Source organism: Akkermansia sp. BCRC 18949 (assembly GCF_045011645.1).
GTDB lineage: Bacteria > Verrucomicrobiota > Verrucomicrobiia > Verrucomicrobiales > Akkermansiaceae > Akkermansia > Akkermansia massiliensis.
Window position 1 is genome coordinate 2,554,837 of sequence record NZ_CP123619.1, and the last position, 15,610, is coordinate 2,570,446.

Consider the following 15,610-nt stretch of genomic DNA (forward strand, 5'->3'; position numbering starts at 1 on the left):
CTCAATGTCACAAATCCGGGTGGGAAAACGCCGCGGGAATGCCACAATCCGCCCATGACGCACGCCGCCCCTGCCTCGGACGAACAGGAATTCTGGCTTTTCATTCAGGACGCCCCTCTGCCGGCGGCGGAGGAATTGCAGAAGAACATGTTCCGCCTGGACGCCTGCTTCCGGCTGAACCTTTCCGGCGCGCCGGAAAACGCGCCGGACCATGTGCTGGAAGGGGAATACCTGGACGAAGAGGGAGAATCCCAGCTTGACGTGTTCTGGGTCATGGAAACGGACGATGCCCGCCAGGCCTTCAAAAGGGACCGCTCCGCCCTCCGGCAAATAGGGGAACGCACCAAGATGCTGCGTTTCATCCTGGAGGACGAATGCGCGCTGGGCCATGTGTTCGCCATGCTTCACGCCATTCTGGAACACCGGGACGGCCTGCTGGTCATCCCGGACGACCGGGGCAACATCATTCTGGAACGGCGGCAGGCCCTGGAATTCCTGAACCGGGAAATCCGGGAAGACTAGCGTTCCTCCGTCTGCGGGACACGGCTGCCCTCCCGCTCCGCATTCAGTTGGAGCGCCTTCTTTTTCCAGACTTCCGCCATGTCCGCATCCTGCGGGGTTCCCTTTCCGGTGCTGTAGCAGACGGAAAGCATCAGCATGGCGTTGACGTGGTCCTGCCCGGCGGCCAGCCGGAGCCAGTTGAACGCCTTGCCTTCATCCACGGGTACGCCGGAGCCTTCCAGATACGCCAGTCCCACGATGTACTGGGCACGGGCGTCCCCGGCGGAGGCCGCCTGCTCATACCATTTCATCGCGCGCTCCATGTCCTGCTCCACGCCCTCCCCCTTCGCATAAATATTCCCCAGATAGACGGAGGAAGGCGTATTCCCCCCGTTGGCGGCCTTTTCCAGCAATACCCGCCCGGAAGCAGGATCCTTGTCAAAGCCCAGCTTCCCCTCCATGTAGGCCCGGCCCAGCAGGCCCATGGCCGCCGGATGCTCTTCATCCGCCGCCTTGCGCCACAGCTCCAGGGCCTTGTTCCGGTCCTGGTCCGCGCCGTCCCCCTTGAAATACATCATGCCCAGCATGTACAGGGCATTCCCCCGCTGGGTTCCTGGACGCGCCAGCCCGTATTCAAACCACTCCCTGGCCGCTCCGGCATCACGCTTGACGCCGGTTCCGTACAGGAACATGGCGCCGATAACCGTCTCCCCGGAATATCCGGAACCCGTTTCCGCCACGGAGTCACACCAGGAGCGCACATCCAGCGGATGGACCCAGCCGTTCTGCAATCCCTCCGCATACAGGGCGGCCACGTCATTGAGCGTCTTCACGTGCTCCCTGTCATTCCCTTTCTCGCGGGCGGCTTTGGCGGAGGCGGCGTCCAGGCGTTCCCGCCAGGCTGCGGCCTCCCCCTTTTCTTCGGCAGGCTCTTCCCGTTTCCCGGAAGGGGCGGCCTGCTTTTCCCCGGCAGCGGGCTTGCGGTCACACCCGCACCACAGGAGGGAGGCAGAGGCGGCCACGCACAAGACGGCAATTTTTTTCATCATGCGCATTACCATAGGACAGCCGCACGGAGCTGCCAAGAAGAGAAATGACGGAAATGCCGCAGCCGTCCCCGCATGGGGACGCACAACATGCCTCCTGCCGCCGCGGAAGCGGGATTTTCTCTTTTAGCATTGAATATTTCCCTATTTTTGTTCTACTGGAACCAGTTCAACCTCTGATGAAATCCGTACCGCGCCTGTATCTCCTGACGTGCCTGGGCCTGGCGTCCCTGGGAAGTTTCTGCTACCGGGGTTCCGCAACGGAACTTCCTGTAAAATACATCTTTGAACTGTCGGATGAACCGGTGAAAGTGCGCCCTGGAAAAATAGACACCAAGAGCGTTTTCTTCCCCAAATACGCGCGAGGCACTTCTCCGGAAGCCCTGAAGCGGCAGGCGGCCCTCTTCCAGTCCCAACTAGGGCAGGCCGCTTCCCGGAGCAAGCCTGCCATCAGCATCCACATGAATGACGACAGGACGGAAACGGACGGCAATGCCCGGTCAGGCTATGAATTCTACCATCCGGACAACCAGGAAGGGCTCATCATCACGACGGAGACGCCGGACGAGGAAGTCTGGCTGAACGATGGAGACCCGGACAGCCCCTTTTTCCACACTCCCCGCTCCGCCACCAATACGGAAATCCGTGAAATCTCCACGCCTTCCGACGTCTGGCCCGCCTGGAACGAAGCGGAAGTCAACCTGCACATGAACCTTCCGGAATCGGAGCCGCGCCCCTTTGTGATTCAGCCGGCGCCGTCCGGAGCCATCCGCACCATCATTAAATCCTTCAATGGAGCCATTTTTGAAGCGGACACCCAGCCCATGCATCCCGTGTGGGACCAGCTCCCCCCCGGATACGTTCCCATTCCGGCGCTCCCCGCTTACCAGCCCACTGTGCTGAGGAAACTGCAATAGCGGCAGGAGGGGATCAAAACTTGAACCGGACGGCCCCGAAAACAGACCATCCGTTGAAGGCCCTGGCCGTTGTTGAGTCCACCCGGCTGGTGACATATTCCACCGCCAGCATCAGCTTGACCGCATTGACGGCCTCCGGGCACAGGTAGCAGTTCAGCCCCAGGTAAAAGGAATGCATGCTGTCCACCCACGCGGGGTAATGGGTGACGCTGGGCACATACCGCGTATTCAGCTTCACGGAGCGGTTTCCGAAGGAACACTGGTACTGAAAGACGCCTTCCAAGTGGGGGGAAATCCGGTAAACGGGCTGGAGAACCAGACCGTACACGTTCTTTGCGCCCGGCTGGCCCACGATCCCCACGCCCGCCAGCAGGTTCCCCATCACGGAAAAGGCGCCGCGGCTGGCGTCCCAGCTCAGGGAAAGCACGTCCTGCGCGCCCGTTCCACAGTAATCGGAAGAGGAGGGAACCTTCCTTCCCCGCCACTCCGTAAAATTATGGGCGTACTGGTACCCCAGAGTCTGGCTGTCCCACATGGGAGAAGCCACCTTCCATTTCATGGCGTTCAGGGCAAACAGGTTATCCGCGGAATGAAACTGGATTTCATCCTTCAAATCCGTACCGTTCGCGTTCAGGTAAACGCCGTAGGAATGGTACAGGCTCTTGGCGTCCTTCTGGAAATTGGCCTCCAGCCCCCAGTTGGAGATGGGAATCAATTCATTGCACAGGGCGGACCTCTCCACCGTTTTAATCCGGGAGGAAGCCTGGCAATATTCCGACGTCAGGTGCGGCGTCAGCTTCCCGGCCCTGAACTTGACGCCGGACATGGTCTTTTCCAGATAAAGCTCATACAGGGACCACTCCGTGCGGCTGCCGGTCCATTCTCCGCGCACTTCGCGGTGGCGGCCTTCCAGATCCCCCACGTTCGTCAGGTTAGACAGGCGCCAGGAGCCGTCCCCCATCACAACGTCGCCGCCCAGATAAGCGCGGCGCCACTCGCTGTTATGGCCGCCGGAAGAAGGGCAGAACTTGTTGGCTCCATTGGGGCTGACGGCTGCCGTCTGGTACTGGCCAATCAGGGTCAGCTTCACCCTCCTGATCCATGAGGAATCATCCCGGTACAGAACGGGCCCGCGGTCCAGCACACGGCACAGGGACGGCAGAGAATCCCCGGAAGCCGGGTGAAGCTGCGCCGTTCCCGCGCCGGCCTCCGCCGCAGGAAAAGCGGCGCACCAGCAGGCGGCAAGCAGGTATTTCCCCAGAAAAACAGGCTTCATCATAGGCTCGACAAACAGGTTGCAGGACGCACACCTTAAGGGGGGCCCTCCGAAAATCAAGCCCGGATGTTTCTTTTGGCGTTGCTGTTTTTCAAAAAGCCATGTTATGAAAAGCGGCAGCTATGGACACTACAACACGACCCTCTCTCTGGAAATACTTCATCCTATGCCTGACGAAAAAGTACTGCGCCTTCTCCGGAACGGCTCCCCGGCGAGAGTTCTGGGGCTTTTTCCTTTTCATGAACCTCTTCTCCTTCATCTTCAGTCTTGTCGGCGGAGTCATCGTCGCGGTCACTCTTCCGTGGGGAGAACTGGCGGCCATGCAGGACCCGGAACAAATGCAGGCTATCCTTTTTACCCGAATAGCCTCCTTCTTCTTCATTACCCAAATCGTCTTGCTGGTCCTTTATCTTCCTACCCTGGGCGTCACTATCAGAAGGCTTCGGGACGCCGGCTTCAACACGGCGTGGGGTTACGGTTACCTGGGCCTGGGCGTCATTATTTTCCTCAACTGGGCCATCCTGGAGCGCTTCCAGTATCCAGGGGGAACCGCGACGCAATTCCTGGGTATCATTTCTACCGCCTACTGGCTGCTCCTCCTCATTCTGGCATGCTTCCCCACCCGGCCCGCGGTGGAGAGCACGCCTGAATAAGCACTTCCCGTTCCTGCCGGGAGAGGCCGTAAACGCCTTCCATCAGCTCATTCATCCGTTCATCCCCTTCCGGGCAATAGCGGGCCGTGAGGGTATCCGCCAGCTCTTCCACCTCCCGCAGCACGGAAAGGCCGGGCACCCGGATGGGAACGCGGAGGATGGGTGCCGTATCCATCTGGAAAAAGTCCCCCTGCATCTTCCCCCTGCGGAGAAACCAGAACTGCATGAGACGTGAATTGAACAGGGCGGCCAGGTACTTCATGCTTACGCGTTCCGTGCGTATCACGTTGAACGCCATCATTACATAAGCCTCATCCTCCGTGTAGGAGAAGGTGGGCCGTGCACACTTCCGGACAGCCAGAATCTTGGGACCGGGAAGGAAGAACCGTTCCTTCCGGGGCCAGTGCACATGATAGTACTTCATGCGGCCCATGCGGGTTTCCCGCCGGGCTTCCATCAGGGGGCGGAACTTTTCCAGATGCCGGAGAAGCGTGACGGCCTGTTCCGACCCGTTGGACGGAGTCAGGTAGAGCAACACCTTCTCCGGAGCTTTCAACATGTATCTTCCTGCCAGGGCGGGTTCATACAGAGGCTTGAGAAAACGCCGTTCCGCAGCCGGCAGCCGGTTGAAATACCCCTGCGGCACTACAAACACCCCTTCCCCCCTCCGGACGCCGGACCGCTGCACTGCCTCCGGCACCAGACTCTCCAGCGCACGGGCGGAAACGACATCGGGGTTCGGAACAATCCCCTGCGTCATTTCCTTTGCGGCATCCAGCCTGAAATTCCGGCATCTCTCCATCTTCTCCAGAACGTTCCATTCGGCTGCGGAGCAGAAAAACAATCCTTCCTTGACGCATGCCCCGGTATCTTCCGGCAAAGAAAACCGGCAGTACGGTTCATGTTCCAGAAAGGATTCCACCTCTTCCATGGGACCGCAAAAACGGCGGTATTCCGGAACCGGGAGTCCTCCCCCATCCCCCTTCTTTTCCGCCAGAACGGTCATGGTATGAACCCGTGCGGCTTCAAACACCCGGCAAGCCCCGAAATCCGACAAACGCAGCAATCCGCAATCTTCCAGCAGCTTGCGGCGAAGGGGAACCGCTCCGGCATTCGCCATCCACCTGTTGGGAACAACCAAATGCATCACGCCCCCCTGTTTCAGGGCATCCAGCCCCACACAGGCGAACACGTACCAGTAATCCATGCGTGAAGAACAGTAGGAAGCCAACGGAGAAGACTTCAGACGGTCAAACAGCTCCTTGTTCCCTTTTTCCCCGACAAAAGGGGGATTCCCGATTACCAGGTCAAAGCCTCCGTCCGCCATCACCGCTGAAAGGCCCTGCCGCCAGACGCCATCCGCAGACATGTCCAGGCTGTCCCCGCACAGCAGGTGGTCCCGGAAATCCCCCTTTCCTCCGGCAGCTAGCCATGCACAGTGAAAACGGAAACGGGCTACCTCCAGAGCCTCCGCACAAACATCCACCCCGTAAATATTCTCTTCCAGAATGGCACGGAATAAATCGGCCTCCGCATATTCCGGCTCCAGACGCTTTCTGCGCGCGGCAAGCTCCCGAAGCATTCCCATGGTGAATGCCCCCGCCCCGGCGGATAAATCCAGCACCCGGATATTTCTCAGCAACCCGGCTTCCTCATTACCATTCCGGGGAGCAGGCAATCTGGATGCCAGCCAGGAGGATACCGCCTCCCGGGCCATCCAGCGGACCAGGAAGCCGGGAGTATACACGGTTCCGGAACGACGGCCATCCGTCAGGGAGCGTTCCAGCAATCCCTCCAGCACGGAAGGAGTAACAGCCCGGTGAGCATCCTCTTCCCGCAGGGAAAAAGAGAATCCTTCCGGAAGACGGAATTCATGGTCCGCCTGCCGTTCCTGCAAATTGTTCACCAAAGCCTCTTTCAACCGCCTCCAGGCTTCGGGACGGCTCCCCTTTCCCTTCTCCAGGGCGAAACACCGGGCCATGAAACAATCCTGAACGCTCCGCTCCTTCACTGCCGTATTCGTACACTACCAGACCGGACCACGCAATCAAAAGCAGGAATTGCCCCGGATACCTCCCTCACTACATTTCTGTACGGGACGCTTTTCCTTAACGTTCCATACATGTTTTCCGCAGGGAAAGGCGGTCCCAGTTCTCCTGCAACCATCCGGGGAACATCCGCAGCTCTTGCAAAGATAAAACCTGTATAGTATCAAAAATATATCGTAATGCCAGAAACTCTGCACAGGAAGGCTGTGGATGCTATGTTTCAGAAATCATTCATAAAATCATGGAGGGAAGGCACTCCGGTTGCAGGTATCCCTGGCGTCCTGCTTTTCTATTACCCTGGAAAATGTGACAGCACCTATATTCTCAAGGCAATGTTTACAGCCACGACGAATGCCAAACACCGCTAGAATCACAGGCAATATGAAAAAGAATCTATTAAAAATATCTTTTCTGATTACATTGGTTATTTTAATCATTCCGGCAACTATTTTATTTACAAAAAGCAATTGTGCCCATATTCAAATAAAATCAGAATCCGGAGATATTGTTTTTTCCGATGATGTATCATTTAATCAAAATCCGTATTTTTTGAATTTTGATTCCGACAACATCCGGGATTTTCTAGGAAAAAATGATATTGGAGATACGGACAACATAATCATTTATAATAACGATCATGTCATTTACCGGGGATATAAGGGATATCTGCGGTCTTTGAACGATTCCAAGCAATGGGGACTTCCCGGAAGATTCATTAAAAACGGCACCGTATTGACGGACATGTTTGCCGTCTCCACTTATTACAATGGACATGTTTTCAAAGAACCGTATTCCAAACAATATTTTCTTGAAATGTCATGCGTGAACGAAAACGATCCTTTCCCCATGTACGGAGAAAATCAATAAGAACGGCATTCGCATGGAATTTTTTATGTTGCCGTTATTAAAACACTAAATGTAATTTCCAAGAGATTTCAACACCTGATTTTAAATAACTGCCTGTCCATATTATCGTGCATGCTTGCACCGCCCGAAAAGAGGCTTGGCAGGGCAAATGAGAATCGGAAAGAACAAATCGTTTTTTCAACGTTCCCTATCAAACAAAAGTCCGGCTTTGCCATCAGCAAGCCGGACTTAAAAAGAGATGGTACCCCGTCACGGGCTCGAACCGTGGACAAACTGATTAAGAGTCAGCTGCTCTACCAACTGAGCTAACGAGGCACTGGAATGGTGGCGTTCCTGCAAGGAACGACCGGATGGTACCCCGTCACGGGCTCGAACCGTGGACAAACTGATTAAGAGTCAGCTGCTCTACCAACTGAGCTAACGAGGCACTGGAATGGTGGCGTTCCTGCAAGGAACGACCGGATGGTACCCCGTCACGGGCTCGAACCGTGGACAAACTGATTAAGAGTCAGCTGCTCTACCAACTGAGCTAACGAGGCATGTATCCGGCAGTTCCCCGCGACAAGCTCCAACTCTGAAGATGGAGCCACTGGTCGGAATTGAACCGACGACCCACGCATTACGAATGCGTTGCTCTACCCCTGAGCTACAGTGGCATCGCGAGAAGCGCGGAAGCAAGTAACCATAAGAGCCCCCTTTTAGCAAGTCTTTTTTGCAATAAGACCGTTTTTTTACGCCTTGAATCCGGAATAGAAACCAAGTACGGCAGGTGACAGTAGAAGAGCTTGCATAGGAGGGGGAAACATGGTGGAGTTCATGTCCTCAAAGAGCTTTTCTTTCCCTACTTATCATGAAGGCATATTACATTTTCCAGCAGGCGGACGAAGAAACGATCAGCAACATTCTGGACTGGATGCGCAACCAGGAACGCGCCATTTACCGCGCCGCCGTGCGTGAACTCGGCGCCCTGAAAAAATTGCGCCCGGAATTCATCCAGCGCAAGCCCCTTCAGGAGCAATTCTCCTTCATCCAGAAAATGCTGGCGTGGAAACCCAGCAATGAAATCGGGGACCACCTGCTCCAGGTCTGGCTTCTGCGCAAGCATCAGGACATGCTGATTACTTTCCTGAATACGCTGGACATCCCCCATGACGGCAACGGCATTGTGAACGAACTGCCCGAAACGCTGGACAAGGAAAAACTCGCCAAGGCCGTGGACGAATTGTTTGAAAAATACCCTGCCGGCGTAGCGTCCGTTTACCTCCAGATGTTCCAGCTCCAGACGGAAGACGGCTGGGACGAACTGGCCGAGGTTCTGGCGAACGACCCCCGCGTCACCATTCGCTGACTTTTATCATTCTGCTCCCGTGAAGGGAATATTGGAGCCGCTCCGGAAAGGAGCGGCTCTTCTTATTTTATATTGACTGTCAGTCAGTATACTGCTATCCACGGCAGTACCCCATGAAACGTTTCCTCCTGCTGCCGTGCGCCTGCATTTCCGTCAATACGACCGCCCAGACGCTGAACGCCGGAACCGTTTACCGCAATTGGGAACTGGATGACCGCGCCTATGTGAAAAACGGCTTCGTTTACATCAAAGCCGTTCAATGCGACCAGCGCAAGGAAACTCCGGTCATCGGACCGCCCATGGCCCAGTCAGACTTCATTTCACAAATGGAGGATATTCCGGGAACGGAAAAGACCGTCTTTTTGCAGCTTAACAAGAAAGACCTTCCCGATCCCATAGAATACAAAGACCTCCTGAACATGGTACTTGAAGAGAATTTCACCGTTCCTCCCCGGTTTTCCCTGTATGGAGCGCATCAAATTACCCTTCCCCACCTGAACTTGAGCAGGAAAGAAAACGCTTCTCCTACCGTAGCAGCCGTAAAGATCATCAGCGCTCCCTCCACAGGCCGGAGAATTCTGGCGGGAGCACAGAGCTGCGTGATTGACGCCCCCGGTACCGTGATTGCCAATATCCTTCTTATTCCGGTCGGCATTGTCGTTACCCCCTGCCTGGGCATGTATAACCTGTGCTCCGGGGAATGACGAACCAGGCCGTTCCAAACAAAAACTCGCCTCCGCGTTCGTGCCCGCCCTTGCTTCATCCGCATGCGGGCAATGTTTTTCCCGCACGTGTACGTATTCCATGACCCGGGAAACTCCGGATACCTGCCGCAGCCGCCGGCTGCCGTCATGAGGGGACCGTGTCCGGCGGCTCCGGACGGAACGTCCAGCCTTCATCCCCGTGATACACCATCATCCGGGTCATGCCGCCGTCAATGACCAGGTTTTCCGCATTGACGAAGCCGGAGCGGCAGAGGAAGAACACAGCCTGAACGATATCCTCCGGCGTTCCAACGCGCCCGGAAGGATGCTGGAGGCCGTCCTCCGGGGACAAGGCTCCAAAGGCCCCCGTGTCAATCCAGCCGGGGCTGATGCTGTTCACCCGGACGCCGAGGGGCGCGAGGCTCATGGCAAGAGCGTGGGTCAGGGAGATGAGGGCTCCCTTGGCCGCGCTGTAGCTTTCCGTATCCTTCTGGGACATGGAAGCGCGGGTGGAGGCGATGTTCACGATGGAAGCCCCGCGGGAAAAATGATCACGGAACAAAAGGCTGAGCAGGTAGGGGGCAGCAACGCCCACGCGCAGAACTTCATTAAAGTCCTCATAAGAGCAGCCGGAAAGAATACCGTGGCGGGTGATGCATGCATTGTTTACCAGGACATCCACCCGGCCGAAGTGCTCCAACACTTTTTCCGCAAAAAAACGCACGTCCTCTTCCACCCCCGCATCACCCGTCACGCAGAGATGGCCTTCTCCCGGCAATTCTTCCAGCAGGGAGGCCGTTTCCTCATGCTTCACATCCAGCACCGCCACGCGTGCGCCTGCTGCGGCGCAAGCCTCCGCAATGGCGCGGCCAATGCCGCCGGCTCCGCCCGTCACGACCACGGCACTTCCGGAAAAATCAACATCCATCATGGGCAGATTGTCCCGTTCCGACGCCGGATGTCAATAGGCGCTTTCCGGCATGCAGCCCTCAGTGCGTGTACATCACATAGCGGTAAAAGCCCATGGCGCGGGAAAGAAGAGGGGAACGGGTCACAACATCCGTCTCCACGATAAGATGGGCCATGGTACTGGAAACGGCCATTTCCGCTTCCTCCGCACGGCGGCTGATGCGTTCCAGATCCCTGGTTTTTACCTGGTTCATGCGGCCGGATTTCTGAAAATCATCCACGACGTAGCGCAGCCTTTTCAGCCTGGCCACCACTTCCACCAACTCCATGGCGCGCTGGTCCGCCGTTCCGGTATCCTTAATGCCGCGCAGGAGATGCTGGATTCTTTCCAAACACAGGCAGAACTCCTCCATGGTCATGATGGGATCAGCCCAGAATTCCTGAAAATCCACCAGCCTGGGCTGTTCCATCTCAAGCCCCACCACTGCTTTCTGCATGGACGGGGAATCATACATTCTGGCCGTCACCAGCTTCAGGAGCGCCCGGAAAGCGCGTTTGCGGTTCTCGTCCGCCCTTCTCCTCATCTTCTCCAACCCGTCGTGGCAATGCCGTTCAAAACCGGGGAGCCATTCTCCGTACTCCTGCTCCAGCCGGGTGATATTGTCCATCTGTTCCCTGACCATGCGCCCCTGAAGGGCTACGGACATGGCATAAGCCTCCGCAGCCACCTTGTTGTCAATCCCCTCCAGCATGTCCACCATGGTGGCGTACTGCTCCAGATACGCTTTCAGGAACGGCAGTATCCTGTCGTTCAAATACTGGGCCATCCGTTCGTCCGTCAGGCTGAGACCGTACTTTTCCAGATCATCCCTGATGACGGCGGAATCGTAATACTTGAGTTCATGAAGCTTCAGCATCGCCTGCATCATCCGGTCGCGGGCCTTGTCCACGCGCTCCCGGAGAATGGAATGGAAGGAGGGGTGAACCTCCCGGGACTCTTCATGCACGCGCGGATTCAGAATCATCAGCCGCCCGCAGTTCATGTCGTAAAGCTTCAGCCTGTCCGTCAACCGCCCCAGTTCCACCATCACGGCCTCTCCCGCAGCCCGGTCCTGGATGGAAGCGACCAGATCCGTCATCTGCTCCACGTCCTTCAGGCGCAGGGAAAGCAGTTCTTCATAGGATTCCACCGGGGAAAGCTTTTCAGCCTCCTTTTCCTCCGCAGCCCTTTCCCCTTCCTCCTTGTCCCCGCAGGAACACAGCGCCAGCAAACACGCGCCTCCCAACAGCGGCAAATTCAGGAACAGGGAAAAACGGGAACTGAGTTTCATGAGAAAGCGGCGTTGATAAGGGAGGCTCTGGAGCCCGGCCCGCATCGTGGCAACATGGTTACCGTAAGAAAGCGTCCCCAAAGTTCAAGGCCTTTTCATTTCATCCGGAAAAAACATTCCCGCATTCTTGATGTGCGGAAATATTCTTTTAAATATCATGAACACTCTCCCGAACCCGGAGGTCACACCTTATTACCAACTCCATCCTATCCGCCGTGATTCTTGACATTCTTCAATACGGACACCCCCTTTTGAGGGAGGAATGCAGCCCCGTGGTTCATATCAACAAAGACCTTCTTTCCTTCCTGGACGACATGCAGGAAACCCTGGCCCAGGGGGGCATAGGCCTGGCCGCTCCGCAGGTGGGAAGGGCCATTCAGATGGTCACCATCAATATTCCGCCCACGGACGCCACTACTACATGGCTGGAAGTGGACGGACGCCCGGCCACGCTGGCGCAAATCATGCCCTTGAATTTCATCAATCCCGTCCTGCACCCCTTCGGCAGGAATGTGCCGTACCGGGAAGGTTGCCTGAGCATCACCAAGGTGTATGCGGACGTCCTGCGCCGCTCCTGCGTGAAGGCCATCCTGACCCTGATGGACGGACGCACCGTGACCATCAAATGCAACGGGCTCCTGGCGCGCTGCCTGCAGCACGAGGTGGACCATCTTCACGGAGGCCTGTTCACGGACCTGGTTTCCCCGGAGGACCATGACAAGGTGGTGCGGAGGCTCCGGCTGACCCATCCGGACGCCTTTGAGGAAGACGACGACAGCTACGCCCGCCGCATGAAGGAGGAACGCCGCGCCCGGGCCCGGGATGCCCAAACGCCACCCACGCCCAGAAAAACCGCTTGACGCTCCGGGAGCAAATCCTCACCCCCTATCCTGTGCCTTCTTAAAAAATGCCCCGGCGTTCCATCTGGAAGCCGGGGCATTCGTTACACGGTAAAAAAGCGGATAAATCAGACAATCCAGTCCAGAACCACCTTGCCGGACTTGCCGGAATTCATGGCCTCAAAGCCTTCCCGGAATCCCGTGTAGGGCAGCCGGTGCGTAATGATGGGCGCTATGTTCAGGCCGCTGCGGATCATGGAATCCATCTTGTGCCAGGTTTCAAAAATTTCACGGCCGTAAATGCCCTTCATCTTCAGCCCTTTCCAGATAAACTTGTTCCATTCGATGCTGGAGCCATCCGGCTGGATGCCCAGCAGGGAAATGTTGGCTCCGTTCCGGGAATTGTCGATGATGTCTTTCAGGCAGGACGGGGCGCCGCTCATTTCCAGGCACACGTCAAACCCTTCCGTCATTTCCAGCTCCTTCATTACGTCCTCCAGTTTTTCACGGGTCACGTTCACGGTACGGTCCGCGCCCAGCGTCTTGGCCAGGCTCAGGCGGAAATCATTGATGTCCGTGATAACCACCGTCTTGGCTCCGGCCTTCTTGCAGACGGCGGCGGCCATGCAGCCGATGACTCCCGCGCCCGTAATCAGGACGTCTTCCCCCACCATGTCCCAGGACAAGGCCGTATGGACGGCGTTGCCCAGAGGGTCGAAGATGGAGGCGATTTCCATCGGAATGCTCTTGTGGATGCGCACCACGTTGTCCTGGGGAATGGAAAGATACTCCGCAAAGCAGCCGGGCCTGTTCACGCCCACGCCCTTCGTGTTCGGGCACAGGTGCTTCTGACCGGAACGGCAGCTGCGGCAGTGGCCGCAGACGATGTGGCCTTCCCCGGAAACGATTTCCCCGGGCTTGTATTCCGTTATGGAGGAACCCACGGATTCAATCACGCCGCAGAACTCATGGCCCACGTGCATCCCCACGGGAATGGTCTGCTGGGCCCACTTGTCCCAGTTCCAGATATGAAGGTCCGTGCCGCAAATGGCTGTTTTATGAATTTTAATCAGGACATCGTTCGGGCCGACTTCCGGCATGGGGACATCCATCAGTTCCAAACCGGGGCCTGCCTGCGTTTTTACAAGAGCTTTCATGCCCCCCATTCATGCTCTTTTTCCCCTGCGGCGGCAAGCCCAAAATTCGTTTCCGGCGCACCGGAAAACCACTTCCGGAACGGAGGTCTGGGGCACCGCCGCATCCCCTTCTCCCCGGCCCGGTAAAACCCCGGAAAGCAAACTCCGGAAAGGCATTCCTGTTCAATCAACAATTCAGACACACACGCAATTTGCCCTTTCCAATATGGACGAATCATGATACCAAGGCATACGGTTCACCTGTTGAACGCTTTACTCTACTTACAGAACCATGGCGAAATCATTTTTACCCACCATTTTCGAACATCCGTATGAAATCGACCCCAAATACGGAAAAAGCGTAGCGTACTTCTCCATGGAATACGCCATTGACAATTCATTCAAAATCTACTCCGGCGGCCTGGGCTACCTGTCCGGCTCCCACATGCGCAGCGCGCACGACCTGCGGCAGAACCTCGTAGGCGTCGGCATCCTGTGGAGCTACGGCTACTACAACCAGATCCGGGCGGAAGACGGTTCCATGGCCACGCAATACATGCGCAAGAACTACCCGTTCCTGGAAGACCACAACATCAAATTCCTCATTCACGTCTGCGGCGCGCCCGTCTGGGTGAAGGCCTACTTCCTGAATCCTGAAACCTTCGGTACCGCCCCCATGTTCTTCCTTTCCACGGACCTGGAGGAAAACGACGAGGAAAGCCGCAACATTTCCCGCCGCCTGTACGACGCCAACGGCTTCACCCGCATCGCCCAGTACGTGCTGCTCGGCAAGGGCGGCGCCCGCCTCTTTGACGAGCTGGGCATTGAACCGGAAATCTACCACCTGAACGAAGCCCACGGCCTGGCCGCCGCCTTCCACGTGCTTGCCAAAACCGGCAGCGTGGAGGAAGTGCGCAAGCGCTTCGTCTTCACCACCCACACTCCGGAGGAAGCCGGCAATGAAAAGATGGACGTGAACACCATGAACACGTTCTCCTTCTTCGACGGGCTTTCCATGGAACAGGTGCGCGCCGCCGTAGGCCTGACGGACAACACGTTCAACTACACGCTGGCCGCCCTGCGCCTCTCCCACATCGCCAACGGCGTCTCCAAGCTCCACGGCGAAGTTTCCCGCCAGATGTGGAAGGACTATGAAGGCGTGTGCCCCATCATCCACATCACGAACGCCCAGAACCAGAAATACTGGCAGGACCCGGAACTGGCGGAAGCCTTCCAGGCCCGCAACAAGGAGGCCTTCATCCGCCGCAAGCGCGCCCTGAAAAAAGCCCTCTTCCGCATGGTGGGCGAGCAGACGGGGCGCGTTTTTGACCCGAACTGCCTCACCATCGTCTGGGCGCGCCGCTTTGCGGCCTACAAGCGTCCGGACTTGGTCACCGGCAATCCCACCATGTTTGAACGCATGCTCCAGCGCACCAACTATCCGGTGCAATTCATCTGGGCCGGCAAGCCCTACCCGATGGACCACGGCGCCATTGAAATCTTCAACCGCCTGAATGACATGACGGCCAAATACCCACGTTCCGCCGTGCTTACCGGCTATGAACTGGGCCTGAGCCGCTACCTGAAGAACGGCTCCGACGTGTGGCTGAACAACCCCGTAGTCACCCGGGAGGCCTCCGGCACCTCCGGCATGTCCGCCGCCATGAACGGCTCCATCTCCGTCTCCACCAATGACGGCTGGATCTGTGAATTCGCCAAGGACGGGGAAAACTGCTTCGTCATTCCGGAAGCTGCTCCCCATCTCTCTCCGGAAGCCCGCGACCGCTCCGACCGCGACAACTTCTACAACATCCTGGACGACAATATCCTGCCGCTCTACTACGATCACAACGACAAGTGGATGGACATCGTCTTCAATGCGATGACGGACATCTACCCCGAATTCGACTCCGACCGCATGGCGGACCAGTACTACACGGAAATGTACAACAGCTAAGGAAAACTCTTTTCCCGCTTTTACGCAACGGCCGCCCTTCCCCGTGGAAAGGCGGCCGTTCCTTTTCAAGCCTGTTTC

General features: G+C 57.0%; 14 protein-coding genes and 4 tRNA genes. 8 read left to right on the forward strand and 10 right to left on the reverse strand.

The genetic code is table 11. The features are described 5' to 3' along the window. Positions 1–54: 54 nt before the first annotated feature. Positions 55–522, forward strand: a complete 468-nt coding sequence (locus P8A25_RS10690) for a hypothetical protein (RefSeq protein WP_404838694.1) — start codon at positions 55–57, stop codon at positions 520–522. Here the strand turns inward: P8A25_RS10690 and P8A25_RS10695 are convergent. Then, complete coding sequence (locus tag P8A25_RS10695) at positions 519–1,550, reverse strand: tetratricopeptide repeat protein (protein WP_215443703.1); 1,032 nt, start codon at positions 1,548–1,550, stop codon at positions 519–521. The genes P8A25_RS10690 and P8A25_RS10695 overlap by 4 nt on opposite strands. A 176-nt stretch (positions 1,551–1,726) precedes the next feature. Here P8A25_RS10695 and P8A25_RS10700 point away from each other — a divergent pair, with 176 nt between their 5' ends. Continuing rightward, on the forward strand, positions 1,727–2,464 hold the full coding sequence (locus tag P8A25_RS10700) for a hypothetical protein (protein WP_022397441.1): 738 nt from the start codon (positions 1,727–1,729) through the stop codon (positions 2,462–2,464). A 13-nt stretch (positions 2,465–2,477) separates the two neighbouring features. On the opposite strand, the gene P8A25_RS10705 is transcribed toward P8A25_RS10700, so the two are convergent. Next, entirely contained in the window at positions 2,478–3,743 is a 1,266-nt protein-coding gene (locus P8A25_RS10705) for a hypothetical protein (protein WP_215443700.1), read from the reverse strand. 119 nt (positions 3,744–3,862) lie between these two features. Here P8A25_RS10705 and P8A25_RS10710 point away from each other — a divergent pair, with 119 nt between their 5' ends. After that, positions 3,863–4,393 carry a DUF805 domain-containing protein gene (locus tag P8A25_RS10710; RefSeq protein WP_102722885.1) on the forward strand — a complete coding sequence of 177 codons (531 nt, stop codon included), beginning with the start codon at positions 3,863–3,865 and terminating at the stop codon, positions 4,391–4,393. On the opposite strand, the gene P8A25_RS10715 is transcribed toward P8A25_RS10710, so the two are convergent. Beyond that, positions 4,341–6,374, reverse strand: coding sequence for an Eco57I restriction-modification methylase domain-containing protein (locus tag P8A25_RS10715; protein ID WP_215443698.1), 2,034 nt, complete (start codon positions 6,372–6,374; stop codon positions 4,341–4,343). The two genes, P8A25_RS10710 and P8A25_RS10715, sit on opposite strands and share 53 nt — an antisense overlap. Positions 6,375–6,747: 373 nt before the next feature. On the opposite strand from P8A25_RS10715, the gene P8A25_RS10720 reads away from it, so the two are divergent. Continuing rightward, positions 6,748–7,308: a hypothetical protein gene (locus P8A25_RS10720; protein WP_215458446.1), complete on the forward strand. Its 561-nt coding sequence runs from the start codon at positions 6,748–6,750 to the stop codon at positions 7,306–7,308. Between the two features lie 239 nt (positions 7,309–7,547). On the opposite strand, the gene P8A25_RS10725 is transcribed toward P8A25_RS10720, so the two are convergent. The 4 genes from P8A25_RS10725 to P8A25_RS10740 all read right to left on the reverse strand — a co-directional run bounded on the left by P8A25_RS10725 (position 7,548) and on the right by P8A25_RS10740 (position 7,964). Further along, a tRNA-Lys gene (locus P8A25_RS10725) sits at positions 7,548–7,623 on the reverse strand. A gap of 36 nt (positions 7,624–7,659) precedes the next feature. After that, positions 7,660–7,735, reverse strand: a tRNA-Lys gene (locus P8A25_RS10730). A 36-nt stretch (positions 7,736–7,771) separates the two neighbouring features. Continuing rightward, positions 7,772–7,847, reverse strand: a tRNA-Lys gene (locus P8A25_RS10735). A gap of 42 nt (positions 7,848–7,889) precedes the next feature. Next, positions 7,890–7,964 (reverse strand) — tRNA-Thr (locus P8A25_RS10740). Positions 7,965–8,158: 194 nt separating this feature from the next. Here P8A25_RS10740 and P8A25_RS10745 point away from each other — a divergent pair. Together P8A25_RS10745 and P8A25_RS10750 are read left to right on the forward strand one after the other, a co-directional pair. Then, entirely contained in the window at positions 8,159–8,656 is a 498-nt protein-coding gene (locus P8A25_RS10745; protein ID WP_022396083.1) for a hypothetical protein, read from the forward strand. Positions 8,657–8,769: 113 nt separating this feature from the next. Next, positions 8,770–9,360 (forward strand): hypothetical protein, encoded by a 591-nt coding sequence (locus P8A25_RS10750; protein ID WP_215443694.1) that lies wholly within the window; start codon positions 8,770–8,772, stop codon positions 9,358–9,360. A 145-nt stretch (positions 9,361–9,505) separates the two neighbouring features. Here the strand turns inward: P8A25_RS10750 and P8A25_RS10755 are convergent, their stop codons facing one another. Together P8A25_RS10755 and P8A25_RS10760 are read right to left on the reverse strand one after the other, a co-directional pair. Further along, positions 9,506–10,291 (reverse strand): SDR family oxidoreductase, encoded by a 786-nt coding sequence (locus P8A25_RS10755; protein WP_180973031.1) that lies wholly within the window; start codon positions 10,289–10,291, stop codon positions 9,506–9,508. A gap of 58 nt (positions 10,292–10,349) precedes the next feature. Next, positions 10,350–11,600, reverse strand: a complete 1,251-nt coding sequence (locus P8A25_RS10760; protein ID WP_022396086.1) for a hypothetical protein — start codon at positions 11,598–11,600, stop codon at positions 10,350–10,352. A gap of 215 nt (positions 11,601–11,815) precedes the next feature. Here P8A25_RS10760 and def point away from each other — a divergent pair, with 215 nt between their 5' ends. Then, positions 11,816–12,460 carry a peptide deformylase gene (def, locus tag P8A25_RS10765; protein WP_215443693.1) on the forward strand — a complete coding sequence of 215 codons (645 nt, stop codon included), beginning with the start codon at positions 11,816–11,818 and terminating at the stop codon, positions 12,458–12,460. A gap of 107 nt (positions 12,461–12,567) precedes the next feature. Here def and tdh read toward each other — a convergent pair whose 3' ends face one another. Beyond that, the gene (gene tdh, locus P8A25_RS10770) at positions 12,568–13,605 is read right to left on the reverse strand and encodes an L-threonine 3-dehydrogenase (RefSeq protein WP_404838695.1); all 1,038 of its coding nucleotides are present in this window, start codon (positions 13,603–13,605) and stop codon (positions 12,568–12,570) included. Positions 13,606–13,867: 262 nt separating this feature from the next. Between tdh and glgP the strand changes: the two genes are divergently transcribed. Further along, positions 13,868–15,532 carry an alpha-glucan family phosphorylase gene (gene glgP, locus P8A25_RS10775; protein WP_102711335.1) on the forward strand — a complete coding sequence of 555 codons (1,665 nt, stop codon included), beginning with the start codon at positions 13,868–13,870 and terminating at the stop codon, positions 15,530–15,532. Positions 15,533–15,610: the final 78 nt, after the last annotated feature.

Excerpts from the sequence above, each read along its gene's own strand:
- P8A25_RS10690 (WP_404838694.1), top strand. The coding sequence starts at position 55 with ATGACGCACGCCGCCCCTGCCTCGGACGAACAGGAATTCTGGCTTTTC.
- P8A25_RS10695 (WP_215443703.1), bottom strand. The coding sequence starts at position 1,550 with ATGATGAAAAAAATTGCCGTCTTGTGCGTGGCCGCCTCTGCCTCCCTC.
- P8A25_RS10700 (WP_022397441.1), top strand. The coding sequence starts at position 1,727 with ATGAAATCCGTACCGCGCCTGTATCTCCTGACGTGCCTGGGCCTGGCG.
- P8A25_RS10705 (WP_215443700.1), bottom strand. The coding sequence starts at position 3,743 with ATGATGAAGCCTGTTTTTCTGGGGAAATACCTGCTTGCCGCCTGCTGG.
- P8A25_RS10710 (WP_102722885.1), top strand. The coding sequence starts at position 3,863 with ATGGACACTACAACACGACCCTCTCTCTGGAAATACTTCATCCTATGC.
- P8A25_RS10715 (WP_215443698.1), bottom strand. The coding sequence starts at position 6,374 with ATGGCCCGGTGTTTCGCCCTGGAGAAGGGAAAGGGGAGCCGTCCCGAA.
- P8A25_RS10745 (WP_022396083.1), top strand. The coding sequence starts at position 8,159 with ATGAAGGCATATTACATTTTCCAGCAGGCGGACGAAGAAACGATCAGC.
- P8A25_RS10750 (WP_215443694.1), top strand. The coding sequence starts at position 8,770 with ATGAAACGTTTCCTCCTGCTGCCGTGCGCCTGCATTTCCGTCAATACG.
- P8A25_RS10755 (WP_180973031.1), bottom strand. The coding sequence starts at position 10,291 with ATGATGGATGTTGATTTTTCCGGAAGTGCCGTGGTCGTGACGGGCGGA.
- P8A25_RS10760 (WP_022396086.1), bottom strand. The coding sequence starts at position 11,600 with ATGAAACTCAGTTCCCGTTTTTCCCTGTTCCTGAATTTGCCGCTGTTG.
- tdh (WP_404838695.1), bottom strand. The coding sequence starts at position 13,605 with ATGGGGGGCATGAAAGCTCTTGTAAAAACGCAGGCAGGCCCCGGTTTG.
- glgP (WP_102711335.1), top strand. The coding sequence starts at position 13,868 with ATGGCGAAATCATTTTTACCCACCATTTTCGAACATCCGTATGAAATC.